This is a genomic window from Pseudomonas sp. C321 (assembly GCF_055407105.1).
Genome location: NZ_JBUZRB010000011.1, coordinates 83,213 through 107,217, shown reverse-complemented (window position 1 = coordinate 107,217; position 24,005 = coordinate 83,213). Strand labels below are relative to the sequence as shown.

25 protein-coding genes and 1 tRNA gene are annotated in these 24,005 nt (G+C 55.8%); 6 read left to right on the top strand and 20 right to left on the bottom strand.

Translation table 11 applies throughout. The annotated features are described in order from the left end of the window. Positions 1-180: 180 nt before the first annotated feature. Both ACZRJ6_RS24015 and ACZRJ6_RS24010 read right to left on the bottom strand, forming a co-directional pair. Complete coding sequence (locus tag ACZRJ6_RS24015; RefSeq protein ID WP_463970385.1) at positions 181-1,290, bottom strand: XRE family transcriptional regulator; 1,110 nt, start codon at positions 1,288-1,290, stop codon at positions 181-183. Between the two features lie 10 nt (positions 1,291-1,300). Continuing rightward, positions 1,301-2,002, bottom strand: a complete 702-nt coding sequence (locus ACZRJ6_RS24010) for a hypothetical protein (protein ID WP_463970386.1) — start codon at positions 2,000-2,002, stop codon at positions 1,301-1,303. A 2,367-nt stretch (positions 2,003-4,369) separates the two neighbouring features. Here ACZRJ6_RS24010 and ACZRJ6_RS24005 point away from each other — a divergent pair. From ACZRJ6_RS24005 to ACZRJ6_RS23995, 3 genes are all read left to right on the top strand, one after another. Next, positions 4,370-4,735, top strand: a complete 366-nt coding sequence (locus ACZRJ6_RS24005) for a hypothetical protein (protein ID WP_463970387.1) — start codon at positions 4,370-4,372, stop codon at positions 4,733-4,735. A 670-nt stretch (positions 4,736-5,405) separates the two neighbouring features. Next, entirely contained in the window at positions 5,406-5,822 is a 417-nt protein-coding gene (locus tag ACZRJ6_RS24000) for a hypothetical protein (RefSeq protein WP_463970388.1), read from the top strand. Then, the gene (locus ACZRJ6_RS23995; protein WP_463970453.1) at positions 5,723-6,874 is read left to right on the top strand and encodes a tyrosine-type recombinase/integrase; all 1,152 of its coding nucleotides are present in this window, start codon (positions 5,723-5,725) and stop codon (positions 6,872-6,874) included. Before ACZRJ6_RS24000 ends, ACZRJ6_RS23995 begins: the two co-directional genes overlap by 100 nt. 84 nt (positions 6,875-6,958) lie before the next feature. On the opposite strand, the gene ACZRJ6_RS23990 is transcribed toward ACZRJ6_RS23995, so the two are convergent. From ACZRJ6_RS23990 to thrS, 9 genes are all read right to left on the bottom strand, one after another. Further along, positions 6,959-7,035: transfer RNA gene (locus tag ACZRJ6_RS23990), tRNA-Pro, on the bottom strand. Between the two features lie 90 nt (positions 7,036-7,125). Then, positions 7,126-7,482, bottom strand: coding sequence for a MerR family transcriptional regulator (locus ACZRJ6_RS23985; protein WP_149414761.1), 357 nt, complete (start codon positions 7,480-7,482; stop codon positions 7,126-7,128). Beyond that, positions 7,463-7,765, bottom strand: coding sequence for an integration host factor subunit alpha (gene ihfA, locus ACZRJ6_RS23980; protein WP_002553164.1), 303 nt, complete (start codon positions 7,763-7,765; stop codon positions 7,463-7,465). The genes ACZRJ6_RS23985 and ihfA overlap by 20 nt, the downstream gene beginning before the upstream one ends. Positions 7,766-7,768: 3 nt before the next feature. Beyond that, complete coding sequence (gene pheT / locus ACZRJ6_RS23975; RefSeq protein ID WP_463970389.1) at positions 7,769-10,147, bottom strand: phenylalanine--tRNA ligase subunit beta; 2,379 nt, start codon at positions 10,145-10,147, stop codon at positions 7,769-7,771. Between the two features lie 26 nt (positions 10,148-10,173). Next, complete coding sequence (pheS, locus tag ACZRJ6_RS23970) at positions 10,174-11,190, bottom strand: phenylalanine--tRNA ligase subunit alpha (protein WP_133102918.1); 1,017 nt, start codon at positions 11,188-11,190, stop codon at positions 10,174-10,176. Between the two features lie 109 nt (positions 11,191-11,299). Beyond that, positions 11,300-11,656 carry a 50S ribosomal protein L20 gene (gene rplT, locus ACZRJ6_RS23965; RefSeq protein WP_133102919.1) on the bottom strand — a complete coding sequence of 119 codons (357 nt, stop codon included), beginning with the start codon at positions 11,654-11,656 and terminating at the stop codon, positions 11,300-11,302. Positions 11,657-11,685: 29 nt separating this feature from the next. Continuing rightward, positions 11,686-11,880: a 50S ribosomal protein L35 gene (gene rpmI, locus ACZRJ6_RS23960; protein ID WP_003442181.1), complete on the bottom strand. Its 195-nt coding sequence runs from the start codon at positions 11,878-11,880 to the stop codon at positions 11,686-11,688. Between the two features lie 60 nt (positions 11,881-11,940). Next, positions 11,941-12,492: a translation initiation factor IF-3 gene (gene infC / locus ACZRJ6_RS23955; RefSeq protein WP_172668659.1), complete on the bottom strand. Its 552-nt coding sequence runs from the start codon at positions 12,490-12,492 to the stop codon at positions 11,941-11,943. Next, positions 12,492-14,414 (bottom strand): threonine--tRNA ligase, encoded by a 1,923-nt coding sequence (gene thrS / locus ACZRJ6_RS23950; RefSeq protein WP_149414763.1) that lies wholly within the window; start codon positions 14,412-14,414, stop codon positions 12,492-12,494. The genes infC and thrS overlap by 1 nt, the downstream gene beginning before the upstream one ends. A 370-nt stretch (positions 14,415-14,784) precedes the next feature. Between thrS and ACZRJ6_RS23945 the strand changes: the two genes are divergently transcribed. Together ACZRJ6_RS23945 and ACZRJ6_RS23940 are read left to right on the top strand one after the other, a co-directional pair. Further along, positions 14,785-15,117 carry a hypothetical protein gene (locus ACZRJ6_RS23945; protein ID WP_463970390.1) on the top strand — a complete coding sequence of 111 codons (333 nt, stop codon included), beginning with the start codon at positions 14,785-14,787 and terminating at the stop codon, positions 15,115-15,117. Positions 15,118-15,406: 289 nt separating this feature from the next. Further along, a complete protein-coding gene (locus ACZRJ6_RS23940; protein ID WP_133102922.1) occupies positions 15,407-15,619 on the top strand; it encodes a cold-shock protein in 213 nt (70 codons plus the stop codon). A gap of 73 nt (positions 15,620-15,692) precedes the next feature. Here ACZRJ6_RS23940 and ACZRJ6_RS23935 read toward each other — a convergent pair whose 3' ends face one another. After that, a complete protein-coding gene (locus ACZRJ6_RS23935) occupies positions 15,693-16,013 on the bottom strand; it encodes an I78 family peptidase inhibitor (RefSeq protein ID WP_149414765.1) in 321 nt (106 codons plus the stop codon). Between the two features lie 166 nt (positions 16,014-16,179). Beyond that, a complete protein-coding gene (locus tag ACZRJ6_RS23930) occupies positions 16,180-16,485 on the bottom strand; it encodes a hypothetical protein (RefSeq protein ID WP_463970391.1) in 306 nt (101 codons plus the stop codon). 146 nt (positions 16,486-16,631) lie between these two features. Here ACZRJ6_RS23930 and ACZRJ6_RS23925 point away from each other — a divergent pair, with 146 nt between their 5' ends. Next, the gene (locus tag ACZRJ6_RS23925) at positions 16,632-16,844 is read left to right on the top strand and encodes a hypothetical protein (RefSeq protein ID WP_133102925.1); all 213 of its coding nucleotides are present in this window, start codon (positions 16,632-16,634) and stop codon (positions 16,842-16,844) included. A gap of 33 nt (positions 16,845-16,877) precedes the next feature. Here the strand turns inward: ACZRJ6_RS23925 and ACZRJ6_RS23920 are convergent, their stop codons facing one another. From ACZRJ6_RS23920 to ACZRJ6_RS23890, 7 genes are read right to left on the bottom strand one after another with little or no spacing between them, the layout of a single operon-like run. Continuing rightward, positions 16,878-17,906 carry a nucleoside hydrolase gene (locus ACZRJ6_RS23920; protein WP_149414768.1) on the bottom strand — a complete coding sequence of 343 codons (1,029 nt, stop codon included), beginning with the start codon at positions 17,904-17,906 and terminating at the stop codon, positions 16,878-16,880. Between the two features lie 26 nt (positions 17,907-17,932). Beyond that, positions 17,933-18,328, bottom strand: a complete 396-nt coding sequence (rbsD, locus tag ACZRJ6_RS23915; RefSeq protein ID WP_350616448.1) for a D-ribose pyranase — start codon at positions 18,326-18,328, stop codon at positions 17,933-17,935. Beyond that, entirely contained in the window at positions 18,325-19,242 is a 918-nt protein-coding gene (gene rbsK, locus ACZRJ6_RS23910) for a ribokinase (protein WP_463970392.1), read from the bottom strand. Before rbsK ends, rbsD begins: the two co-directional genes overlap by 4 nt. 12 nt (positions 19,243-19,254) lie before the next feature. After that, positions 19,255-20,262: a LacI family DNA-binding transcriptional regulator gene (locus tag ACZRJ6_RS23905; protein ID WP_463970393.1), complete on the bottom strand. Its 1,008-nt coding sequence runs from the start codon at positions 20,260-20,262 to the stop codon at positions 19,255-19,257. Between the two features lie 3 nt (positions 20,263-20,265). Then, positions 20,266-21,240, bottom strand: a complete 975-nt coding sequence (locus tag ACZRJ6_RS23900) for an ABC transporter permease (protein WP_463970394.1) — start codon at positions 21,238-21,240, stop codon at positions 20,266-20,268. Further along, complete coding sequence (locus tag ACZRJ6_RS23895) at positions 21,237-22,790, bottom strand: sugar ABC transporter ATP-binding protein (protein WP_463970395.1); 1,554 nt, start codon at positions 22,788-22,790, stop codon at positions 21,237-21,239. The genes ACZRJ6_RS23900 and ACZRJ6_RS23895 overlap by 4 nt, the downstream gene beginning before the upstream one ends. Positions 22,791-22,848: 58 nt before the next feature. Next, positions 22,849-23,808, bottom strand: a complete 960-nt coding sequence (locus ACZRJ6_RS23890) for a substrate-binding domain-containing protein (protein WP_463970396.1) — start codon at positions 23,806-23,808, stop codon at positions 22,849-22,851. Positions 23,809-24,005: the final 197 nt, after the last annotated feature.

The window sequence follows — 24,005 nt, the reverse complement described above, 5'->3', positions numbered from 1 at the left end:
GTCGGGACGCATCATGGTTGCTGGCTCCTGAAAGAGATCGGGAGCACAGCTTCAGGCTTCAACTAGCGGATTTAAATGTGGGCACGGTGGATCGCTTACGTTCAAGATGAACCACAGTTTTGAAGCAATACGTATCTGATTGGCCCAACTCATCAATTCGGCCAGGGAAGCGATCCTCCGTTATACAAGCCTCAAGTTTGGAGAGCCCTTCTTAACTGCGGACCCATTAGTTACATTTCCTGAAACCACTGACAACCTTGTCAACTGGAAGGTTAGAGCATTAATTTCATCTATGCTTACACTCAAGCTTTCTGCGATTTCACGACGACCTTGCTTTCGGCTTTGCAAAGCGTCTAACACTTTAGTGAGTAACTGCGATGTCTCTCGTTCCATCGGCTCTGGTTCATTAGCCCGATATCCACTTTTAGCGATATCAATACAAAGACTACGGTAATTCCACTCACTGACCAACCCCAATGAATTAAAACGATATGCCATAGCTGCAAGCGACACACCCCAATAATGCTTGAGCTTCATCAGATACTTAATAGAGTAAGTGGGTGGCTGATTAGCAGCCACACTCTCCTTAGGCATTAGAAAGGCTGCAGCAAATGCATCAGCCTGGCGCTCCATTTCAGGTCCGTGGGCTTGGCCGTGCTGCATGGTGTAAACGTCGCGCACCAAATGGCCTAGCTCATGTGCCGCGTCAAAGCGGCTCCGCTCCGCGGACTTGATGGTGTTAAGGAAAACAAATGGCTTGCCCTCATACCACGTACAGAAAGCATCAACCTCTCGGGTTTCTTCGGCCAGCGAAAAGACACGAATACCTTTCGACTCAAGCAAATGAATCATATTGGGAATGGGTGCATTACCTAGTCCCCATACGCGGCGGAGTGTGGCAGCTGCCTCTTCAGGCGCTAGATCGCTCAGGTCGGGTAACCCTGCCGAGGGAAGATTAAACCTTTCCTCTATCCAATGGTTGACTCTAAACGCGATGGCACCGGCTGCAAATGTGCAAGCTTTCAACGCATCAGTCATTTTTGAAAGCTTACGAAAACTTACCGAATGTTCCCTCAACTCCGGCATATCTTCATCAATGAAAAAAAACTGCTGAGGGAAGTTCAATATTTTCGCGATTTTTTCCAAGGTCGCTGCCTCAGGATAAGAAGTACCACTTTCGTAGTTCTGTAGACTACGACTAGTGATACCTAACTCCTTTGCCAGCTGAGCTTTAGTGAAGCGTCTTCTCACCCTGGCAAATGTGATTTGCTTGGGATTTATTTCGGACATAGCTACTTACTCACAACATACCTATTTTAGGCTCTACTTCCACCGAAATCTGAGAACTTGATTCATCTTTACGAATGGTGAAATCATCGGGATTATTAGAAACACTTCCTAAGAGTATACGGACACCCCAGTTAGTAATTTTTTTATTACCGAACCCAGTCGGCAAAGACAACTCATATCGAATTTCCTTAAGTACCTTATCATAGTGATAAAGCAACGCCCAGACTTGGGTTTCTCTCTGATGCTCCTTGGCGAACTGGAACGAGACACTATTGAATAGCTCTAACTGACGATTATTTTTATAAACAAAGCCCTCAGCAACCGCTCCTTTCTCAGCCTGGTTCGTCGGCTCATCAATTCCATTCTTGCCGGTTTCGCCGTTGCCAGTCATGACCACGATGGAAATGCTCCGATCAGGCGAGCTGATGAAAGGGCAGTTCTGCTGTTCATGGATATGCCAGTGAGCTGTCGCCAATAAAGTGCGTAGGTCTTCAACAGTCTTCAACCATTGCTGAACGCCAGCCGCAGTCGGCGCGGACGCACGATTGGTCTCATTGCGTCCTCGGAGACCGCCAGTAATGGCATCACGGAGCAGGACTGGGCCCAAGTCAGAATGCAGCTCCCGCAAACGTACATCCACGTCCGCGGGCTCATCAATAATCGTCGCTCGCCGAGTGAAAGCGTTTGAGGCCGTCAGTTCAAATGTGCTCATCGCCGCTCCGTACCTGTTTCCGAAAATGATCCCTCATGTTGAGGTATAAAAAGCGGAAACACAAGGACCGCTAGCGCAGAATACTTGGTAGTCCGCTCAATGCCATTTACTGGCAAGATACCAACGTCCGCTTCAGCGATCGCTGCCTATCGGCGGCTCTCCCTCTGGCCAGTTTGGAGCGATCAATAGCCGCCGATTGCGCACAGCAATCTAAGGGTAAAAATTGCTCTCCGGCCCCATATCAGTCCCATACAGCCATTTTTCGGACGCCAAAAACCAAAACACCTAACGTTCTCTATTAAAATTAGTGAGTTGCGTTTTCAGAGTGTGGCGATGCAGGAGAAATTCGAACCCCATGCAAACTTAACAATCGGTTTATCGGCACTCTGATGCAACAGGCCGCTATTGGCCGTTTTCGGCCAGCCGTGACAGGCAGTAATGAGCCAAATCCGACCCTTCTTGATCATCAATAAATGGTCACAACGATCAACCTGAGGCCATTGGAGATGGGCAACTCGAGCGCTAATCCATACATCGTTGACTCCACGCATAAATAGTTTGGAGTCCTTATTGCATGGGATTTTGGTGCTTGCGTGCCCGGATATCTATTCGACCATTCACCTCTTATCTAAGTCCGGAGGGGAATGGCCCGAGCCCTTTAAATCCAGGGCCTTCAGCCGCTCACCTCAGGCACTCCCCCCCGGCGCTCACCTCCAGAACCCACCGCCTCGACCAACCTCTTTAACAGAATCGGAGGTGAGTGGCTGGAGACCTTTAAATCCGGGGCTTTCAGCCACTCACCCCTGGCACTCACCCCCGACGCTCACCTCCGGAATCCACCGCCTCGACCAACCTCTTTACCAGAATCGGAGGTGAGTGGCTGGAGCCCTTTAAATCCGGGGCTTCCAGCCACTCACCTCCGGCACTCACCCCTGGCACTCACCCCCGACACTCACCTCCGGTACCCATCGCCTCGACCAACCCTTTACCAGAATCGGGGGTGAGTGGCTGGAGCCCTTTAAATCCGGGGCTTCCAGCCACTCACCCCTGGCACTCACCCCCGGCGCTCACCTCCGGAATCCACCGCCTCGACCAACCTCTTCACCAGCAATCGGAGGTGAGTGGCTGGAGCCCTTTAAAACCGGGGCTTTTAGCCACTCACCTCCGGCACTCACCCCCGATACACAAAACGAGCTTTTCCCCATGGGAAGTGAATGGTCACACTTCCATAAGCAAGCTATGGGGAGTGAGGTCTGTTTATGGAGAAACCGTGTCGCGAAGCGGATGTAAGGGGTGAATGGGATAGATCCAGATCTGAACTGCGGGGAGGGGGCAACGGAGAGGGTTAAATCCTTGAGATTTACACTGAGCGTGAGAAGCTGATTCCACCGCAAATTTGCAGCCAGGAGAAAAACACCATGAACTCGATTGAGCTACTTTTGTACGCGGTAGTCGGGGTGCTTGGCACACTTGCTATAGCTGCTGCGGTGGGCTACGTAATTGCGGATCGCCTCGACAAAAAAAATGATACCGACTGAGTCTTGACGACAGCACGCGGCTGAGGTGGCTGAAAATGGTGGATGTTGATTCGCATAGGATCAGAAACTTCAGAACGATTGTGGGCCTCTGTGACCAATTGGACCCTCCTAGCGACTCGTCTGCTAACTCTTTTGCCTGTTGTCATATCGCCAGAAGCGCTGTAGTGCTCGCGGAGCGCGAAATAAGACACCACCCAGCCACATCACAGAGCAAACGCCTCCAGCGGCCTTCCAGGCAGCCTCTCGAGCATGAAATCAGACACAAGGCTGATATCCGGCGAATTAGCCTCAGAAGTCGACCGAACATCTGTTCCGCTCCGGAAATTGTTGATACACGCAAACGCTTTAGCTCTGCGGAATCAGCAATCCACAAACCAGTTGTAGAAGAGATACCCGGAGCAAACCGACACTACACAGGTACCAATGGACAGTAATGGGTATTGCCCCTCAATACCCAACCACCACTGCACTTTAAACAAGAAAGCCCCTACCAACACGCAAGCCAGAATCCCTAGGGCTAGGCCAAGCAATGCAAACAAGCGAGCTCCCAACCCAGGGTTGCCCTGATGCCAGTTTTCACTGAGACAAAAGGGGCAGTGATTCGACAAAGGGGTGTATCCCCAGAAACAACGTGTGTAACTCGTTCTTGGGATCATCGTGCTGCCACAGCATTGGCAAGTAACCATGGAGTGTCGCATGTCGCACCTCGGCTCGTTCTTCATGAGCTGATACTGCGCCATTGCTCAGAAAACCCAACTGCACCTGCATCTTGGGTTTTTCCAGAGCTGACATAGGGTGGTATGCGACCTTAAACATATGGAGAAACACATTGAAATTTCGCCACCTCGGCAACAACCGCTACTTCCCTCCCATCGCCCCCAACGGTCGCATCTACGCGGTACTTACTGAACGGGATAACCAAGTAGAAAATTTATGTCTGACTTCGGAGGGAATAATTAGCGCCGACGTTAATACCCTCTGGTCGGAGATCCTCGGCACTTACTACAACAATGATTACTGGGAGATTATTTTTCGCAACTCTTCAGGGAAAAGTCTGCGCTTCCGCCGTGGCATGCCCTGCGTAATGGTTATAAATGCGGGTAATATTTTTACAGCCCATATTCAAGGGTACCCAATCCCCTTATGCCTAATGAATCGCCTCCTCTTTGAACAGCAAAAGTTACCTCGTACTTAACTGCACTCCTCTCAATAGATGGAGAAAAACCTTCATTTTTTGTTGCCCGACCAGCAACGTTTCACCCCATTACCCGCGAACACAGACTTATGCAAAAAAATCGCCCCCTGGTAGGGCTTTTACCATTGTTTTTTAGACGCTTTTTGGTGTTGAAACCGAAACTCAAGACTCCTCCTCCGGATCATCCTATACATATCGCCTGAGGAGATCGTAGTGATGCACCAAACAATACTAGTCATGAGGAACAACACATTGATGAGCCCTCCACGCGGGGACCACTCATGTTGCACCCTTAAGGCTCAAATGCTTGAGCGGGGGGAGAGTGCCGAGTTTTGGCGCGACTGGAAAGCCGAGATCATCCCGTCCCCTTGGGAGCCAGAGGAACACTTCGAAGAGATCGCGCCTGAGCAACAGGCAGAGGCCAAACGCCTTCGCGCCTTGGCGATCGAGTACGGCGTCCAGAAAGAGGAGTTGGTCCAAGCACTGGAACTCAACCGTGAAAACCTCCGTGCGTGCCAAGGGACCATTCATCTAGCTGGCTGGCGGTTTCGATCAGGCTTACGTGAACGACGCGCAAGCCGCAATGAAGATTGCAGATGCCGCCATGGCCAAAGCAACCGCCTAACTCCCCCACCGTCTGCCGCCACGCGCGGTACGGAGCAAGACGAACATGGCAAATAACAGCGCAGACCAAGTTTCAGCCCCTCCCCCACGCTTTATCCGCCTCAAGCACGCCTACGGCTACCTCGGCATGTGCCGGGACGAATTCAACAAGTCCGTGCGACCCAATGTTCGAGAGTTTCCCATCGGCATCCAGGGCGTTGCGTTCGACCGGATCGAGCTCGACGAGTGGGCGGATGCCTGGATCGCAAGCAAGTCAGTTGAAAAGGCAGCGAATCAGGACAACAATCGGCCTCGCAGCGAGCGCCATGTGGAAGCCAAAGGAGCAGAACCATGGCCCAAAAAGCAATTACAGGCCTCCAAAAAATGCCGAACGGCATCTGGAAAATCGACAAAAAATACCGAGGAGAGCGAATTCAAGAGAGTACTGGCACTTGTGACCGGGCGGAAGCCGAGCAGTACCTGATCCACATGCTGGAGAAGTTGCGGCAACAGAAGGTCTATGGCGTCAGGACTGTGCGGACGTGGCGGGAGGCTTCCATCAAATTCCTGCTTGAGGTGAAGGATCAGGCTTCGATTCATATATCAGCAACTTATATGAAGCAGCTCGACCCGTTTATAGGTCACCTGCCGATCACGCACGTCGACGACAACAGTCTGGCTGCTTACATTCGCTCGAAGCTAGCGCCGGAGATCGGAAAGCCGGTAACGAACAGGACGGTGAATATCGCCCTTCAGCGGGTGATTAGGGTGCTGAACCTGTGTGCACGCAAGTGGCGGGATGATGAACGCCGGCCTTGGCTGGACGTAGTGCCAATGATCTCGCTGCTGGATGAGAAGACGACATGTCGCAAGCCCTACCCACTCTCGTGGGAAGAGCAGTCGATCTTGTTCGCCGAACTGCCCGCTCATCTGCAAACCATGGCGATGTTCAAGGTCAACACGGGATGCAGGGAGCAGGAGGTGTGCAAACTTCAGTGGGATTGGGAGATTGCCGTGCCAGAACTGGCGACGAGCGTATTCCTGATACCGGCCAATTTTGGTGGCCGGAGTGCTCGGGCAGGAGTGAAGAACCGCGATGAACGCCTGGTGGTGCTGAATAACGTGGCCAAGTCGGTCATCGAGAAGCAGCGAGGCAAGCATCCGCTGTTCGTGTTTCCGTTTGGCAAGCCAGATGGCGAAGGGAATGAAACGACTGTGCACCGCATGAATGACTCGGCATGGAAGAAGGCGCGGATCAGGGCGGCGAAGAAGTGGCAGGAAAAGTACTTGAGGCCAGCGCATGACGGATTTTTGCGAATCCGCATCCACGACCTCAAGCATTCTTTCGGTAGGCGCTTGCGTGCCGCTGGTGTGACCGAGGAAGACCGGAAAGCGTTGCTCGGACACAAGAACGGCAGCATCACCAGTCACTACTCGGCGGCAGAACTGGATCAACTGATTGCAGCGGCAAATAAGGTATCAGCAACCGACTCACGCGCACCAGCGCTGACGATCCTGAAAAGGAGGCAGGTATAAAGGGAGAACCCCTAGGGTCACTTGGAAAGTCACTAGGGCAGAAACGAAAAAGCCACCAAAAGGCGGCTAAGTCATTGAAAAATATGGTCGGGACGGAGTGATTCGAACACTCGACCCCTAGCACCCCATGCTAGTGCGCTACCGGACTGCGCTACGCCCCGACTAGGCGTGAAACTGGGTTCGCTTCGTAACGAAGCGATCAGGAATATACCGCAAGCTTTTGAAATGTGGAAGTATTTTAAAAGCCGAAGTTATTTCTTCAAAACCACCAGCACATCTTCGAGTTCGGAGATCATCTGGCGGATCATTTGCTTGTATTGGGTGGTGTCGTCTTTGGCTTCATCACCGGACATACGCTGGCGCGCGCCGTTGATGGTGAACCCCTGGTCGTAAAGCAACGCGCGGATCTGTCGGATCATCAGCACATCCTGGCGCTGATAATACCGACGGTTCCCGGTGCGTTTGACGGGGTTGAGTTGAGGAAACTCCTGCTCCCAATAGCGCAGCACGTGGGGTTTAACCGCACAGAGCTCGCTGACTTCACCAATGGTGAAGTAGCGTTTGCCTGGGATGACAGGTAGTTCGTCGTTATGACTTGGTTCCAGCATAAGCCTCAACTCGGGCCTTCAACTTCTGCCCTGGACGAAAGGTGACCACACGGCGAGCCGTGATCGGGATTTCTTCTCCCGTTTTTGGATTGCGGCCAGGCCGCTGACGTTTGTCCCGCAGGTCAAAATTGCCGAAACCGGACAATTTGACCTGTTCGTTGTCTTCTAGAGCGTGCCTGATTTCTTCAAAAAACAGCTCGACCAATTCCTTGGCCTCGCGCTTGTTCAGGCCCAGCTCTTCATACAGACGTTCCGCCATCTCAGCTTTCGTCAAAGCCCCCATACGTCACTTCCTTAACGTGGCGTTCAACCTTTGTTCGAGCGAGGTGAGGATATTTTGCGTCGTGGTATTCACCTCATCGTCATTAAGAGTGCGCGATGGATGCTGCCAGGTCAAGCCAACTGCAAGGCTTTTTCTATGCGGATCAATGCCTTTACCCTGATAAACGTCAAATAACCTGAGGTCTGTCAGCCATTCCCCTGCATTTTCACGGATTACCTCCAGAACGGCGCTGGCGGACACCTCACGATCGGCTACCAGAGCCAGGTCACGGCGCACTTCAGGGAAACGCGACAACTCGCTGAATTTAGGCATCTTGCCCGACGCTACTTCGGCCAGTACCAGCTCGAAAACGAAGACCGGACGGTCAAGACCGAGGGTTTTCGACAATTCGGGATGGATGGCCCCAACGAAGCCTACCAGACGACCTTCACGCTCGATGCGCGCGGTCTGGCCCGGGTGCAACGCCGGGTGACTGCCTGGGACAAAAGTGAACGCACCCAGCGCACCGGAAAAGCCCAACACCGCTTCCACGTCAGCCTTGACGTCGAAGAAGTCCACCACATCGCGACCCTGTGCCCAGCCTTCCGGCAGACGGCTGCCGCAGACTACGCCAGCCAGCATCGGCTCTTGCTTCAAACCTTCCAGCTGACCGACAAAACGCAGGCCGCTTTCGAACATCCGTACACGATCCTGTTGACGGTTCAGGTTGTAGGACAGTGCCTTTACCAGACCTGGCCACAAGGACGAACGCATGGCAGCCATGTCGTTGGAGATCGGGTTAGCCAGCAGCAGCGGCTCAACACCCGGATTGAACAGTTCGAACTGTTTCGGATCGATGAAGCTGTACGTCACTGCTTCCTGATAACCACGAGCCACCAGCAGGCGACGCAGTTCGGGCAGATGGGCGCGGGCTTCGGGCTTGGCTTGTGGCGCCAAGCGCGCTTGCGGGTAACGAACCGGTAGACGGTTGTAGCCGTACAGGCGGGCCAGTTCTTCGATCAGGTCGACTTCGAGGCTGATATCGAAGCGATGGCTTGGCACTTCTACGCGCCACTGCCCTGCCCCATCAGCAGAAATACCCAAGCCCAAGGCCGACAGCAGACGCTCGATTTCAGCGTCTTCAATGACCAAACCCAGCATTTGTTCAACACGCTGGGCACGCAAGGTGATCGGCGCAACCGATGGCAGATGCTGCTCGCTGACGATTTCGGTGATCGGGCCAGCTTCGCCACCGGTGATTTCCAGCAGCAGGCCAGTGGCGCGCTCCATGGCTTCACGGGCCAGTTGCCAGTCCACGCCACGCTCGTAGCGGTGCGAAGCATCGGTGTGCAGACCATAGGAGCGAGCCTGGCCGGCAACGGCGATCTGGTCGAAGAACGCGCTTTCGAGGAATACGTCACGAGTGGTCGCAGAAACGCCACTGTGCTCGCCACCCATCACGCCGGCAATGGCCAGGGCGCGGGAGTGGTCAGCGATCACCAGAGTGTTGCTACGCAGGGTGACGTCCTGGCCGTCGAGCAATACCAGTTTCTCGCCTTCCTCGGCCATGCGCACGCGGATGCCGCCATTGATTTCGGCGAGATCGAATGCGTGCAGCGGTTGGCCCAGCTCCAACATCACGTAGTTGGTGATGTCGACAGCCGCGTCGATGCTGCGTACGTCGGCACGGCGCAGACGCTCAACCATCCACAGCGGTGTTGGCTTGGACAGATCGACATTACGGATGACGCGCCCCAAATAACGTGGGCAAGCAGCAGGCACCAGCACTTCGATTGGACGGACTTCGTCATGCACTGCAGGTACTACTGCAACGACCGGACGGGTAACAGCAGCGGCGTACAGCGCCCCGACTTCGCGGGCCAGACCAGCCAAGGACAAGCAGTCACCACGGTTCGGGGTCAGGTCGACCTCGATGCTGGCGTCTTCCAGGTCCAGGTAGGCGCGAATGTCCTGGCCCACTGGTGCGTCGGCCGGCAGCTCCATCAAGCCGTCGTTGCCTTCACCAACCTGCAGCTCGGCCTGGGAGCACAGCATGCCGTTGGACTCAACGCCCCGCAGCTTGGCTTTCTTGATCTTGAAGTCGCCCGGCAGTTCGGCACCGATCATGGCGAACGGAATTTTCAGGCCCGGACGCACGTTCGGTGCTCCGCACACGACCTGGAAGGTTTGCGCGCCATTACTGACCTGGCACACACGCAATTTGTCAGCATCCGGGTGTTGCTCGGTGCTCAGCACCTCGCCCACTACCACGCCACTGAAAACACCGGCGGCCGGCGTAACGCTATCGACCTCAAGACCGGCCATCGACAGACGGGCAACCAGCTCGTCGCGATCTACCTGCGGGCTTACCCAGCCGCGCAGCCATTGTTCACTGAATTTCATCCTGCTCTCCTAAAGATTCGTTACGACTAGCGAAATTGCGCGAGGAACCGCAAGTCGTTGTCGAAGAACAGACGCAAGTCGTTCACGCCGTAACGCAGCATGGCCAGACGCTCAACGCCCATGCCGAAGGCAAAGCCCGAGAACTCTTCCGGGTCGATCCCGGACATGCGCAGCACGTTGGGGTGAACCATGCCGCAGCCCATGACTTCCAGCCAGCCGGTCTGCTTGCAAACACGGCAGCCTTTACCGCTGCACATCACGCATTCCATGTCGACTTCAGCGGATGGCTCGGTGAACGGGAAGTACGAAGGTCGGAAACGCACTGCCAGTTCTTTTTCGAAGAACACCCGCAAGAACTCTTCGATGGTGCCTTTCAGGTCGGCGAAATTGATGTCGCGATCGACCAGCAGGCCTTCGACCTGGTGGAACATCGGCGAGTGGGTGATATCGGAGTCGCTACGGTACACACGGCCTGGGCAGACGATGCGGATCGGCGGCTGCTGCGATTCCATGGTGCGGACCTGTACCGGCGAGGTATGGGTGCGCAACAGCATGTTCGCATTGAAATAGAAGGTGTCATGCATCGAACGGGCCGGGTGATGGCCCGGGATGTTGAGCGCCTCGAAGTTGTGATAATCGTCTTCGACCTCAGGGCCTTCGGCGATGCCGTAGCCGATGTGGGTGAAAAACTGCTCAATACGTTCCAGAGTCCGGGTAATCGGATGCAGACCGCCTGAGGTCTGGCCACGGCCCGGCAGGGTCACGTCAATGGACTCGGCGGCGAGCTTGGCCGCTAGATCGGCCCCCTCAAACAACGCCTTGCGCGCATTAAGAACCTCTGTGACACGTTCCTTGGCAACGTTGATCTGCGCACCGACTTGCGGGCGCTCTTCTGCCGGCAAATTCCCCAGGGTCTTCATCACCTGAGTCAATTCACCCTTCTTGCCAAGGTACTGAACCCGGATTTGCTCCAGGGCATTGATATCTTCAGCGCTTTGCACAGCCTCTAGTGCTTGAGAGACCAGCGCATCCAGGTTTTCCATGTACAGACTCCAGATACAAAATAGGGGAAGAGCTTGAAGGCTCTTCCCCTATTTAAGACGTTTAACACCTTGGACCACGGAAGCGGCCCAAGGTGACTGTCGGGGGTACTTAAGCCAAGGTGGCTTTAGCTTTCTCGACAATCGCAGCAAACGCCGCTTTTTCGTTCACTGCCAGATCAGCCAGAACCTTACGGTCGATCTCGATGGACGCTTTCTTCAGGCCAGCAATGAAACGGCTGTAGGACAGACCGTTAACACGAGCACCAGCGTTGATACGAGCGATCCACAGAGCGCGGAACTGACGTTTCTTCTGACGACGGTCACGGTAGGCGTATTGGCCAGCCTTGATTACCGCTTGCTTGGCAACACGGAATACGCGTGAACGCGCACCATAGTAGCCTTTAGCAAGTTTCAGAATTTTTTTGTGACGCTTACGGGCAACGACGCCACGCTTTACACGAGCCATGAGTTACTTCCTCTATTCTTAACCAAAAATTAGCAAAGGCGCAGCATGCGCTTGACTTTTGCGACGTCAGACGGATGCAGCAAGCTGCTACCGCGCAGTTGACGCTTACGCTTGGTCGACATTTTGGTCAGGATGTGGCTCTTGAAAGCGTGTTTGTGCTTGATACCGTTAGCAGTTTTCAGAAACCGCTTAGCAGCACCACTTTTAGTTTTCATCTTTGGCATGTTCGGATACTCCGCATTCAGTTGATAAATATAATCAGAAGGCCTGCCGTGCCCTATTGATTACTTCTTCTTTTTCGGGGCGATGACCATAATAAGCTGGCGTCCTTCCATCTTAGGATGCTGTTCGACCGAACCGTACTCAAGCAAGTCACCTTCAACTCGCTTGAGGAGTTCCATCCCCAGCTCCTGGTGGGCCATCTCACGGCCGCGGAATCGCAAGGATACCTTGGCCCTGTCCCCATCACTCAGGAAACGTACCAGGTTGCGCAGTTTTACCTGGTAATCCCCTTCCTCCGTCCCTGGACGAAACTTGATTTCTTTAACCTGAATCTGCTTCTGGTTTTTCTTGGCTGCGGCAACCTGCTTCTTCTTCTCGAAGATCGATTTGCCGTAGTCCATCAGCTTGCAAACAGGGGGTACTGCATCGGCGGAAATTTCCACCAAATCCAGTTTGGCTTCTTCAGCCTTAAGAAGCGCGTCTTCAATTGACACAATCCCAAGCTGCTCACCCTCAGCCCCAATTAACCGAACCTCGCGTGCCGAGATATTCTCGTTGATCGGGGCTTTCGGTGCAGCTCGTTTATCTTGTCTCATTTCACGCTTAATAATAATTACTCCGAATCTGGGCGACCACGCCGGGAAACCGCTTGCGCGAGAAACTCAGCGAACTGGGCGACGGGCATCGAGCCCAGGTCAGCACCTTCACGAGTACGCACAGCGACAGTCTGCATCTCGACTTCCCGATCTCCGATAACCAAGAGATAGGGAACCTTGAGCAAAGTATGCTCGCGGATTTTAAAGCCGATCTTTTCATTTCTCAAGTCAGACTTGGCACGAAATCCGCTTTCGTTGAGAGTTTTTTCAACTTCAGCGGCAAATTCTGCCTGTTTATCAGTGATATTCATGATCACTGCCTGGGTCGGAGCCAGCCACGCAGGGAACGCACCCTCGTAGTGCTCGATCAGGATTCCAACGAAACGTTCGAAGGACCCAAGGATCGCCCGGTGCAACATGACCGGGTGCTTGCGACTGTTGTCTTCGGAGACGTATTCGGCTCCCAGACGGATAGGCAGGTTAAAATCGAGCTGCAAAGTACCACATTGCCAGACACGACCAAGACAATCTTTCAGTGAGAACTCGATTTTCGGGCCGTAGAAGGCACCCTCGCCCGGCTGCAGATCGTACGCAAGGCCCGCGCTATCAAGGGCTGCGGCCAGTGCAGCTTCGGCGCGATCCCACAGTTCGTCGGAACCGACGCGTTTTTCCGGACGAGTGGACAGCTTCATTTCGACTTCGGTAAAGCCGAAGTCGCGGTAGACGTCCATGGTCAGCTTGATAAACGCAGCGGATTCGGCCTGCATCTGCTCTTCGGTGCAGAAGATGTGGGCGTCGTCCTGAGTGAACGCACGCACGCGCATGATGCCGTGCAACGCACCCGACGGCTCATTGCGGTGGCAGGCACCGAACTCGGCCAGACGCATCGGCAATTCGCGGTAGCTCTTCAGGCCCTGGTTGAACACCTGTACGTGGCACGGGCAGTTCATCGGCTTGATGGCGTAGTCACGGTTTTCCGACTGGGTCGTGAACATATTGTCAGCGTAGTTGGCCCAGTGCCCGGATTTTTCCCACAGGCTGCGGTCAACGACCTGAGGCGTCTTGATCTCCAGGTAACCGTTGTCGCGCTGAATCTTGCGCATGTACTGCTCAAGCACCTGGTACAAGGTCCAGCCGTTCGGGTGCCAGAACACCATGCCTGGCGACTCTTCCTGGACGTGGAACAAGCCCAGGCGCTTGCCAATCTTGCGATGGTCACGCTTCTCGGCTTCTTCGATGCGCTGGATGTAGGCAGCCAGCTGCTTCTTGTCAGCCCAGGCAGTACCGTAGATCCGCTGCAGTTGCTCGTTCTTCGCATCGCCGCGCCAGTAGGCACCGGAGAGCTTGGTCAGCTTGAAGGACTTGAGGAAGCGCGTGTTCGGCACGTGCGGACCACGGCACATGTCGACGTATTCTTCGTGGTAATACAGGCCCATGGCCTGTTCGTCCGGCATGTCTTCCACCAGACGCAGCTTGTAGTCTTCGCCGCGAGCGGTGAACACGTCGATCACTTCGGCGCGCGGAGTGACTTTCTTGATGACGTCGTAATCTTTCTCGATCAGCGCGTGCATGCGCTGCTCGATAGCCGCCAGGTCGTCCGGAGTGAAAGGACGCTCGTAGGCGATGTCGTAATAGAAGCCTTCGTCGATGACCGGGCCGATCACCATTTTCGCCGTTGGGTACAGCTGCTTGACCGCATGGCCAATCAGGTGCGCGCAAGAGTGGCGAATGATCTCCAGCCCCTCTTGATCCTTGGGGGTGATGATTTGCAGGCTGACATCGCCGGTGATCAGGTCACTGGCGTCAACCAGCTTGCCGTCGACCTTGCCGGCCACGGTGGCCTTGGCCAGGCCAGCACCAATGGATGCGGCGACCTCGGCTACGGAAACCGAATGATCGAATGAACGTTGACTGCCGTCGGGAAGAGTAATAGTTGGCATGGCGCCTCCTCTCCTAGTGGTGACCCCTACCAAAGGTCACGTGGGTTGGGATGAGCCAGTACAAGATCCAACTCCAGCCATTCAATGACGAACGCCTGCCTTACAGCGGCAGGAGCCTTGCGGCCAACCGGAAAATCGAATCAGAGTGACTGGAGTTAAACAAAAGGAACATGGCAAGGCGGCAAATGGCACGCCTGAAAATAGCCAAGCGGGAGATGCTAGCACAGATGAACGGTCGCCGCGGCAGCCCTTGGCCGCTGAAAGGCAAATTCCGGGCTTTTGGACGCTAGAGTGAACTTGGGCTGTACGGAAGGCCTCAAAGACACTGAGAATCGTCACCCGTTCTACGACCTCCAGGGAGCATCCCACTATGCGTATTAAACAGTTTTTCGCCTTTGCCATTCCTTTTGCCCTGTTGCTGCCACTGGGTGCGCAAGCTGCCGCACCCAGCAACTGGCCCGCAGGTCAACGAGACAACTTCATCAAAGACTGTTCGGCAGGAGCCAGGCAGAACATCAAAGCAAAAAACGAAAAAGAAAGGGACGCCATTGCAAAGCAGCACTGTGAGTGCGGTGCAGACAAGATCAATGCCGAACTCAGCTCCGATGAGATCAATCAACTCATGACCAATCGGGATGCAAAAGTTGAGCTTCAGAACAAAGCGATCGCTGCAATTTCCTCGTGCAAGGTGGTTCAGAAGTAATACAGGCACTGAAACAGAGCAGCTTTTAGACCAAAAAACACCCTTAAAACTGCCTTTTCTCACAATTTACACAGCTTTTACGGCTTTTTTTAACAACTGATATTTCTCGCAAAAGCCCCGTAGACCGGGGCTTTCAGCCGCAAAAAGCACCAAATGCAACGTTATTGATTTGCAAACAATGCCTTGGGGGGGCTCCCAAGCCGAACATTTCGACTATGATAGCTCGGTGTGCCCAGTTGGCCTGAGCAGCACAGTACTACTGAAAATATATGTTTCTTGGAGATACACCATGTCTAATCGCCAATCCGGCACCGTTAAATGGTTCAACGATGAAAAAGGCTTCGGCTTCATCACTCCTCAAGGTGGCGGTGACGACCTGTTCGTACACTTCAAAGCTATCGAAAGCGACGGTTTCAAAAGCCTGAAAGAAGGCCAAGCCGTTTCCTTCGTGGCTGCGAAAGGCCAAAAAGGTATGCAAGCTGAGCAAGTTCGCGCAGAGTAATTTCTGAGCAGAACTAAAAAAACCCCGTCCATGTGACGGGGTTTTTTATGGGCGCTGCAAAAGCCTGGATCGCTCAGCCACAATTGACGCGATTGATCACCAGGTTGTCATCCGTGTTGAGATTCAAGCGATCGGAGCGGTACTCCAGGGTAACCATGTCGTTAGGCTTGAGAATCCGTGCGTTCTGCGCACCGGCACGAGTACGGGCCTGCTCCAGCAATTCGGGCGAGGCTTTCTTGCCGATCGCGAACTCGGCAGCCTTCGACTCACAGCGGCTATGACCGGCGTTGGTCACGGCTGTGTCTTTGGCCGGCTCAGAGATACCAGGGGTGCTGCAGCCGGCCAACAGGGCTGCTGCCAACAAGGTACCGAATGATGCAAGCTTCCAAGGCATGAAGCCTCCTTTGAGAAAAAATAGACAGAGATCGTGCGACAGCTATTTGGCTGATTGGTTTCAATAGGTAAGCGCTGCGCAACCTCCAGACTGTAGCCACAGGCAAGTCTGCCTGACTCGCCGCCTGTGATCGCCGAATCAATCGTCACCAGATATGAACGAGCACTCAATAGATGTCGATGTAATCAAACGGTGGATTTGGCCAGTTCTGTTTCAGCGCATTGAAAATCTGCGTTACCCAGACTGCGTCGCTGGCCGCCACATTGCCGACATAGCCGGAACCGGCCGCCCAAGTCTCCAGGCGAAACAGCAAGCCGCCGATATCGACACCGCCCACCACCCCTGAAGATATGTAGGCAATACCGGCCCTGGTGACCCGCAATTGGGTGTGCACGTCGTCGCTGGCGGACGCCAGCAGCTGGCGAACAGCTTCCAGCGTCAGGTTCTCGGGGTTGTTCAAATCGATCTGCACGCGGTTTTCCCTGGCAATTAAACAGGTTGCCAGTGTCGCACAGCCCTCCCCTCATGCCTAAGTAGCAGTGCCAAACGTCGCGCAAAATGGTTAACTCACCAGGTTAGAGAACGCACTGCCCAGCCTTTCAAACACGTGAGACACCCATGACCACCGTAACCATCCATGCCGACATCAAAGCCAAGTGGCCTCAAGGGCAAAGTTCATACAGCCCCGGCAGCCCTGAGGAGCTGGCAATCATCGGCATAGACCTGCTGGTCAAGGAACTGGGAACCCAGGCCGCGCAAGCGTTCATCGGCCAGATATTCGAGAAATACCCGACCGATCACATGGGGGCACAAGACCCCGAACGCGAATAAGACCCGGCCGGCGAACACCGACCGGCAAGCGGTTTACTTCAGACGCGCAAGACGTGCGGTCAGCAGGTCGAAGAAGCCTTGGGCGTCGCCGTTTTCAACCCAGAACACATTCTTTTCCTGCTTGAGGCCGTCATACCAATCGACGATAGTCTGGCCGAAGGTCGGGCCTTCGCGGCTATCCACCACCATATTGGCTTGGCGCCCGGTGAACAGTTCAGGCTTGAGCAGGTAAGCAATCACGGTGGCGTCATGCACTGGGCCGCCGGGAATGCCGTAGTGTTCCATATCGCCCTTGACGTACTCGTTGAGGATATCGCCGACAACCTTGCTGGCGTTGTTCTTCAAGTCAGCGATTTTCTTCAGGCGCGCTTCGCTGGTAAGGACCTTGTGGGTCACGTCCAGCGGCAGGTAAGTCAGCTTAACGCCACTTTTGAGCACGATTTCAGCCGCGATAGGATCTGCGAACAGGTTGAATTCGGCCACCGGCGTAATGTTGCCGCCATTGAAGTGTGCGCCACCCATCACGACCACTTCCTTGATGCCCTGAGTGATCTCGGGGGCCTGGGTCAGCGCCAGAGCCAGGTTAGTCTGTGGGCCGAGCATGGCGATGGTGATGCTATGGGGCTTGGCAGTACTCAGTGTTTTGATCAGGTAGTCAACGGCATTGCCCTCGGCCAGGCCTTTTTTCGGCTCATGCACGGTGACACCGGAGATACCTTCCTTGCCGTGGATGTTCTCGGCGTAGATCGGCGTGCGCAGCAGCGGTGCCGGTGCGCCAGCGTAGACCGGAATGTCCTCGCGTCCTGCCCACTCACGAGCCAGTCGCGCGTTACGCGAGGTCTTGTCCAGGCGCACGTTGCCGGCCACGGTAGTCAGCGCGCGGATGTTCAGTTCTTCAGGGGAGGCCATGGCAAACAGCAACGCGACCACATCGTCGGCCCCCGGATCAGTGTCGATGATCAGGTCGATTTTTTCCGCCGCCTGGGCGCTTGCAGCAGTTAGCACGGACAAAAGCAGCACACTCCGGAACAGATGTCGCAGGGTTTGGGTACTACGTTGCATGACACTCTCCTTGTCGTTGGGAAATGCTAGAAGGTCACTCCGGAGACCAGCGCGATGTTGCAGTAGGGCTGGCACTCGCCAGTACGCACCACAGCCCGCGCCTTGCGGCTCAGGACCTTGAATTCTTCATGACTCAACAGACGACGTTCGCCTAGGTCGGTCAGCGTGTTGAGTTCGGCCAGCGCCGGAGGTTGCTTGAGCAGGATTTCTTCGGCCAGCACATGGCTCTCGACCTGCATTTCGCTGAGGACGATGCGCAAGGTGCTGATGAAATCGGGAATACCCTTGGTCAGCGCCAGATCAATCAACTCGACGCCCGGTGGCACCGGCAGACCGGCATCACCGATCACCACGATGTCTCCATGCCCCAGGGAAGCGATCAGCCGTGACAAGGCAATATTGAGCAAGGGAGTCTTTTTCATGAGGGAACAAAACCTTGAACGTCGTGCAACGTGGGAATGGAGGGTTGCGCGCCGGCACGGGTGACCGACAAGGCTGCCGCGACCTGACCAAAGCGGATGGCTTGGGCTTCGCTTTTGCCGCTGGCCAATGCCGCGGCAAAACCACCGACAAAGGTGTCGCCCGCCGCCGTGGTGTCGACCGCCTTGACCTTGGGTGCCAGCAGATGCTCGAAGCCCTGGCCATCGGCGAACAGTGCGCCCTGTGAACCGAGGGTAATAATAACTTTGCCGGCGCCGGCCTTGATCAGATACGTAGCGGCGACCTTGGCGCTTTCCAGCGAGTCGACCACCACCCCACTCAAGGCCGAGGCTTCGCTTTCGTTGGGAATCAGGTAGTCGATGGCGGCGTACCAGTCCGCGGGCAACGGACCACTGGCCGGGGCAGGATTGAGGATCACCGTTTTGCCCAGTTCGCGACCGCGCTTGAGAGCATGACTCACGGTGTCCATCGGTACTTCGAGCTGACAGACAATGACGTCGGCAGCCTGCAGCACGCTGTCCACCGACTGCAACGACGCCGGTGTCAGTGCGCCGTTGCTGCCGGCGACAATGACAATCGCATTCTGGCTACTGTCATCGACCACAATCAGAGCGACACCACTGGAGCCCACCACCTCTTTGACCGCCTGGCAATCGATGCCTTCGGCCAGCAACGCGTCGCGCAATTGGGCGCCATAGGCATCGGTACCTACACAGCCAATCATTGCAACGTCGGCCCCCAGGCGTGCCGAGGCAACGGCCTGATTGGCGCCCTTGCCGCCCGCAACCGTGGAGAAAGATTGGCCGATCAGGGTTTCACCGGCACGGGGCAGACGACTGGCGCGAGTGACCAGGTCCATATTCAGACTGCCTACTACCACTACTTTTGCTGGCATACATCAATACTCTTAAATTCGATTCAGCGATGCTGTCGACTCACGCAAAACAATGCTCGGCGTCACGATTCGTTGATCGATCGGCAGTTGTGGTGTCGCAATCCGTCGCAGTAAAAGCTCCGCCGCCATCTCCCCCAGTTGCAGGATCGACTGGCCGACCGTGGTCAGCGCCGGGTAGACGTAACGGCTCATTTGAATGTCATCGAAACCGATGACCGACAACTCGCCGGGCACGCGAATATTGCGCTCGGCGGCCGCCCGCAATACGCCGAAACCAATCATGTCGTTTCCAGCAAAAATCGCACTAGGGGGATTGGCCGCCAGCAACTGTACGGCCGCTGCGTAGCCACCGGTGCTGGTGAAGTCACTTTCCAGCATGCGGCTCACCGGCACTTCAACATCAGCTTCGCGCAGGGCTCGGCAATAACCGGCCAGACGCATTTGCGCCACACGGGTGTGAGCGGGGCCGCCAATGCAGGCGATGTCCCGGTGACCCAACTCCAGTAAATGCCGGGTCGCCAGGTAAGCGCCGTGCTCATGGTCGATACGCACCAGATCGACATCAATGCCGTCCAGCCCACGGTCGACAATCACCATGGGGGTGCGCACCGCTTTCAGGCCTGAGGTCAGGCCGCTGTCATCGCCGCCAACAGAGGTGACGATCAAACCGTCGATGCGTTTTTCCAGCAACACCCTTAAATAGCTGCGCTGCTTCTCGGCATTATCGTCGGAGTTGCAGAGGATCACGCAGTAGCCATTACGCTCGCAGTAATCCTCGATGCCCCTGGCCAGCTCCGCGAAATACGGGTTGAGGCTGTTGGGCACCAGCAGACCGATGGTGGCGGTAGTATTGGCCTTCAGCGACCGCGCGACGGCGCTGGGAACGTAGTCCAGTTGCTTGATCGCCGCCTCGACCTTGATCCGCACAGGCTCGCTGACCGGGCGCGTCTTGTTCACCACATGAGACACGGTGGTGTAGGAAATACCCGCGAGCGCCGCCACATCCTTGATCGTGGCCATGACTCAGCCTCGCCGGCTGGCGCGCTGACTGCGGTAGGTGTCGAGCACCACCGCGATCACGATCACCGCACCGGTAATGATGCGCTTGGTCGGCTCAGTGGCGCCGATCTGTGCCAGGCCTGCCGCCAATACGGAAATGATCAGCACGCCAAAGAACGTACTGATGACCGAGCCGCGGCCGCCCATCAGGCTGGTGCCGCCGATTACTACTGCGGCGATCACTTGCAGCTCCAGGCCGGAACCGGCGTTCGGGTCCGCCGCTTCCAGCCGCGAGATCTGGAACAGTGCGGCAACGCCAGCCAGCAGCCCCATAAGGCTGAACACCAGAATCTTGTAGGGTTTTGGATTGATCCCCGCCAACCTGACGGCTTCTTCGTTAGTGCCAATGCCGATCAGATAGCGACCGAACACGGTGCGGGTCAGCACGGCCTGGGCAACGATGATCACCAGCAAGGCAATGATGAACGACGGCGAAATGCCGAAAGCAATCGGGTTCGACAGCCAGGCAAAGGAATCACCGATATAAGCGGTGCGCGAGCCGGTCATCTGGTACGCCACACCGCGGGCCATTTCCAGCACGCCGAGGGAAACGATGAACGAGGGAATCCGCCAGGCCACGGTGATGGAACCGGTGACGGTCCCGGCCAGTGCAGCACAGCCCATGCCCAGCAATGCGGCCGGCACGACGCTCCAACCCCAACTGAGGATTGCCACGCTGACCGCCGATGCCGCCAGAGCCAGCACCGAGCCCACCGACAGGTCGATGCCGCCGATGATCAGGATGAAGGTCATGCCCACCGCCAACACCATCAAGTCGGGAATCTGATTAGCGATGGTGCTGAAGGTGTCATAGGACCAAAAGTGACTACTCAGGGACGAGAACAGCGCAATCATCGCCAGCAAGGCACCGGCCAGGCCCAGATAGGTGCCCAGGCCATAGAAGTTGCCACCAGGTTTTGCAGGAGAAGTTGTTTTCATAGGGTATTCCTGGGCGCTGCTTCGTTGAGCAACGCATCACGTTTCTGATAACCGGCAAAGGCGGCGGCGAGCAATTCGTCCTGGGTCCAGCTGTCGCGCTCGAAGGTCTCGATCAAGCGGCCGGCGGACAGCACACCAATCCGGTCACAGATCAGCATCAACTCACGCAGGTCACTGGAGACCACCACCAACGCTTTGCCCTGGCGGGTCAATTCGCCGAGCAAGGCATAAATATCGAACTTGGCACCGACATCGATGCCCCGGGTCGGCTCATCGAACAGCAGCACCGAGCAATCGCGCTCAAGCCAGCGGCCAATCACCACCTTCTGTTGATTGCCACCCGACAGCTCGGACACCAGTTGCGCCGGGCTGGAACTGCGGATACGCATGGCAGCAATCTGGCGTTTGGCCAAGGCGGTCTCATCACGACCATTGACCAGGCCAGCACTGGAGATTTCCGGCATGTTGCCCAAGGCAATATTGGCGCTGATGGATTGAGTCAGCAGCAGGCCTTCGCCCTTGCGGTCCTCGGTGATCAGCGCGATGCCATGACCGACTGCGTCCGCAGGCGAGCGGATGCTCACCACCTGGGCTGGCGACCCCAGCGCTACGGTACCGCTGTCGGCCAGGTCGGCGCCGAAGATCAGCCGCAACAACTCGGTACGACCGGCGCCGATCAGGCCCGAGATGCCATAGATTTCGCCGGCGCGTACTTCAAAGGACACGTCGCGGACCTTGTCCGAGCGGGTCAGGCCTTTCACGGTCAAGGCCGGCGCGCCGATGGTACGCAGCCCCAAGTCAATGTGTTCGCCCAGTTCACGACCAACCATCAGCGTGACCAGTTGCTCGCTGTTGTAATTGGCCATCGGCTCGACGCAGACCAGGTTGCCGTCACGCAGTACCGCAATGCGTTGGGCGACACGGGCCAGCTCTTCCAGCCGGTGGGAAATGTAGATGATCGCCACGCCCCGGGCCTGCAGGCGGGTGATTTGTTCGAACAGCATCTCGACTTCACGGGCCGTCAGCATGGCCGTGGGCTCGTCGAGGATCAGCACATGACAGTCGCCGATCAGGTTACGGGCGATTTCGACCATCTGTTGGTGGCCGATGCCCAGGCTGCCAACCAGGGTGTCCGGGTCGATGGCATCCAACCCCACTTGAGCCATGGCCTCGATAGCCGACTTGCGTAGTTGCTTGCGGCTGATCCAGCCACCGTGGCTGGGCAGGTTGTCCAGGAACAGGTTCTCGGCCACCGTCAGGGTGGGCAGCAGGTTGAGCTCCTGCATGACCATGCGTACGCCCAACGCTTCGGCCTGGGCACGACTGCCCGGACGATAATCCTGACCGTTGAATTGCATCTGTCCGGTGGTCGGCGTGACCAGCCCGCCGATAATTTTCGACAAGGTACTTTTGCCCGCACCATTTTCACCGGTCAACGCCAACACTTCCCCACGATTGAGCGTCAGGGTGATGTCAGACAGAACCGGTTGGGCATAGGTCTTGCCGATACCGCTGACCGAGAGGACAGCGTCCGGTGCGCAAGATGACATAGGAAGGTCTCCAGGCGTCCGCACAAAACGAGCGGACGCTGTTTTGTGCAGCCAGGAATTACTTCTTGAGGATGAGTTCGACCGGCGTTTCGATCATGCCGTCTACGGCATCGACTTTTTCGCCCTTGACCAGTTTCAGAGCGCTTTCGATACCAAACACCGCTTGCTTTGCAGCCGCCTGGTCGGCGGTCGCAAGGACACGACCGTCTTGAAGCATGGGTTTGATGGCATCAATGTTGTCATAGCCAACCACTTGGACCTTGCCAGCCTTGCCCGCGGCACGAACGGCAGAAACAGCACCTACCGCCATGTTGTCGTTACCCGCCAGCAATGCCTTGAGATCCGGGTACTCGCTTAACATTGCAGCGGCAACCTTGTTGCCTTTGTCGATTTCCCACTCGCCGGACTGCAGGGTCACCACATCGATCTTGGCGGCCTCCATTGCATCCTTGAAACCGGCGGTACGCTGCTGGGCGTTGGTGGTGGTCGATACACCTTCAATGATGCCGACTTTATCGCCAGCACTCAGCTGCTTGGCCAGGTATTCACCGACCAGGCGGGCCCCCTTGCGGTTGTCAGGGCCTACGAAGGGAATATCGAGAGATTTGCTTTTCAACACGCCCGGATCAAGACGGTTGTCGATGTTGACGATCTTGATACCGGCATCGGAGGCCTTCTTCAGGACCGAGACCAGCGCCTTGGAATCAGCAGGCGCAATGACCAGTGCGTCAACCTTGGCCAGAATCATCTGATTGACGATATCAATCTGGGCGGAGGTATCGGTTTCGTTCTTGATACCGTTGGTGATCATGTCAAAGTCGGCGGAGTGGGCTTTCTGGTACTCCTTGGCGCCGTCTTGCATGGTGACGAAGAATTCGTTGGCGAGGGATTTCATCACCAGGCCGACCTTGGGTTTGGCGGCGGTTTCATCGGCAAATGCGTGGGAGAGGGGCAAAGCGGCGGATGCTGCAGCAAGCACAGCGACAGCAAGAAGACGTCCAGAGAATGGCAGCTTCATGGGTTCACTCCGTTCTTATGATTATTGAGAGCAACGCTTGCACCGAATAGTGCTTCGCCAGCCAGCCCACCCGGGCGGCTTATACGAGCTTTCACGCCACCCAGAGAGTGACCCATGAAACGTCTCGCAAACGTTTGCGTTAGTCAAACTATGCGAATTTTGTCGAGACTTGTCAACGAAAGAAAAGTCCTTTTTCT

Bases quoted from the DNA above. Each gene is read 5' to 3' on its own strand.
- ACZRJ6_RS24015 (WP_463970385.1), bottom strand. From the start codon at position 1,290: ATGTCCGAAATAAATCCCAAGCAAATCACATTTGCCAGGGTGAGAAGA.
- ACZRJ6_RS24010 (WP_463970386.1), bottom strand. From the start codon at position 2,002: ATGAGCACATTTGAACTGACGGCCTCAAACGCTTTCACTCGGCGAGCG.
- ACZRJ6_RS24000 (WP_463970388.1), top strand. From the start codon at position 5,406: ATGGCAAATAACAGCGCAGACCAAGTTTCAGCCCCTCCCCCACGCTTT.
- ACZRJ6_RS23995 (WP_463970453.1), top strand. From the start codon at position 5,723: ATGCCGAACGGCATCTGGAAAATCGACAAAAAATACCGAGGAGAGCGA.
- ACZRJ6_RS23985 (WP_149414761.1), bottom strand. From the start codon at position 7,482: ATGCTGGAACCAAGTCATAACGACGAACTACCTGTCATCCCAGGCAAA.
- ihfA (WP_002553164.1), bottom strand. From the start codon at position 7,765: ATGGGGGCTTTGACGAAAGCTGAGATGGCGGAACGTCTGTATGAAGAG.
- pheT (WP_463970389.1), bottom strand. From the start codon at position 10,147: ATGAAATTCAGTGAACAATGGCTGCGCGGCTGGGTAAGCCCGCAGGTA.
- pheS (WP_133102918.1), bottom strand. From the start codon at position 11,190: ATGGAAAACCTGGATGCGCTGGTCTCTCAAGCACTAGAGGCTGTGCAA.
- rplT (WP_133102919.1), bottom strand. From the start codon at position 11,656: ATGGCTCGTGTAAAGCGTGGCGTCGTTGCCCGTAAGCGTCACAAAAAA.
- rpmI (WP_003442181.1), bottom strand. From the start codon at position 11,880: ATGCCAAAGATGAAAACTAAAAGTGGTGCTGCTAAGCGGTTTCTGAAA.
- thrS (WP_149414763.1), bottom strand. From the start codon at position 14,414: ATGCCAACTATTACTCTTCCCGACGGCAGTCAACGTTCATTCGATCAT.
- ACZRJ6_RS23945 (WP_463970390.1), top strand. From the start codon at position 14,785: ATGCGTATTAAACAGTTTTTCGCCTTTGCCATTCCTTTTGCCCTGTTG.
- ACZRJ6_RS23940 (WP_133102922.1), top strand. From the start codon at position 15,407: ATGTCTAATCGCCAATCCGGCACCGTTAAATGGTTCAACGATGAAAAA.
- ACZRJ6_RS23935 (WP_149414765.1), bottom strand. From the start codon at position 16,013: ATGCCTTGGAAGCTTGCATCATTCGGTACCTTGTTGGCAGCAGCCCTG.
- ACZRJ6_RS23925 (WP_133102925.1), top strand. From the start codon at position 16,632: ATGACCACCGTAACCATCCATGCCGACATCAAAGCCAAGTGGCCTCAA.
- ACZRJ6_RS23920 (WP_149414768.1), bottom strand. From the start codon at position 17,906: ATGCAACGTAGTACCCAAACCCTGCGACATCTGTTCCGGAGTGTGCTG.
- rbsD (WP_350616448.1), bottom strand. From the start codon at position 18,328: ATGAAAAAGACTCCCTTGCTCAATATTGCCTTGTCACGGCTGATCGCT.
- rbsK (WP_463970392.1), bottom strand. From the start codon at position 19,242: ATGCCAGCAAAAGTAGTGGTAGTAGGCAGTCTGAATATGGACCTGGTC.
- ACZRJ6_RS23905 (WP_463970393.1), bottom strand. From the start codon at position 20,262: ATGGCCACGATCAAGGATGTGGCGGCGCTCGCGGGTATTTCCTACACC.
- ACZRJ6_RS23900 (WP_463970394.1), bottom strand. From the start codon at position 21,240: ATGAAAACAACTTCTCCTGCAAAACCTGGTGGCAACTTCTATGGCCTG.
- ACZRJ6_RS23895 (WP_463970395.1), bottom strand. From the start codon at position 22,790: ATGTCATCTTGCGCACCGGACGCTGTCCTCTCGGTCAGCGGTATCGGC.
- ACZRJ6_RS23890 (WP_463970396.1), bottom strand. From the start codon at position 23,808: ATGAAGCTGCCATTCTCTGGACGTCTTCTTGCTGTCGCTGTGCTTGCT.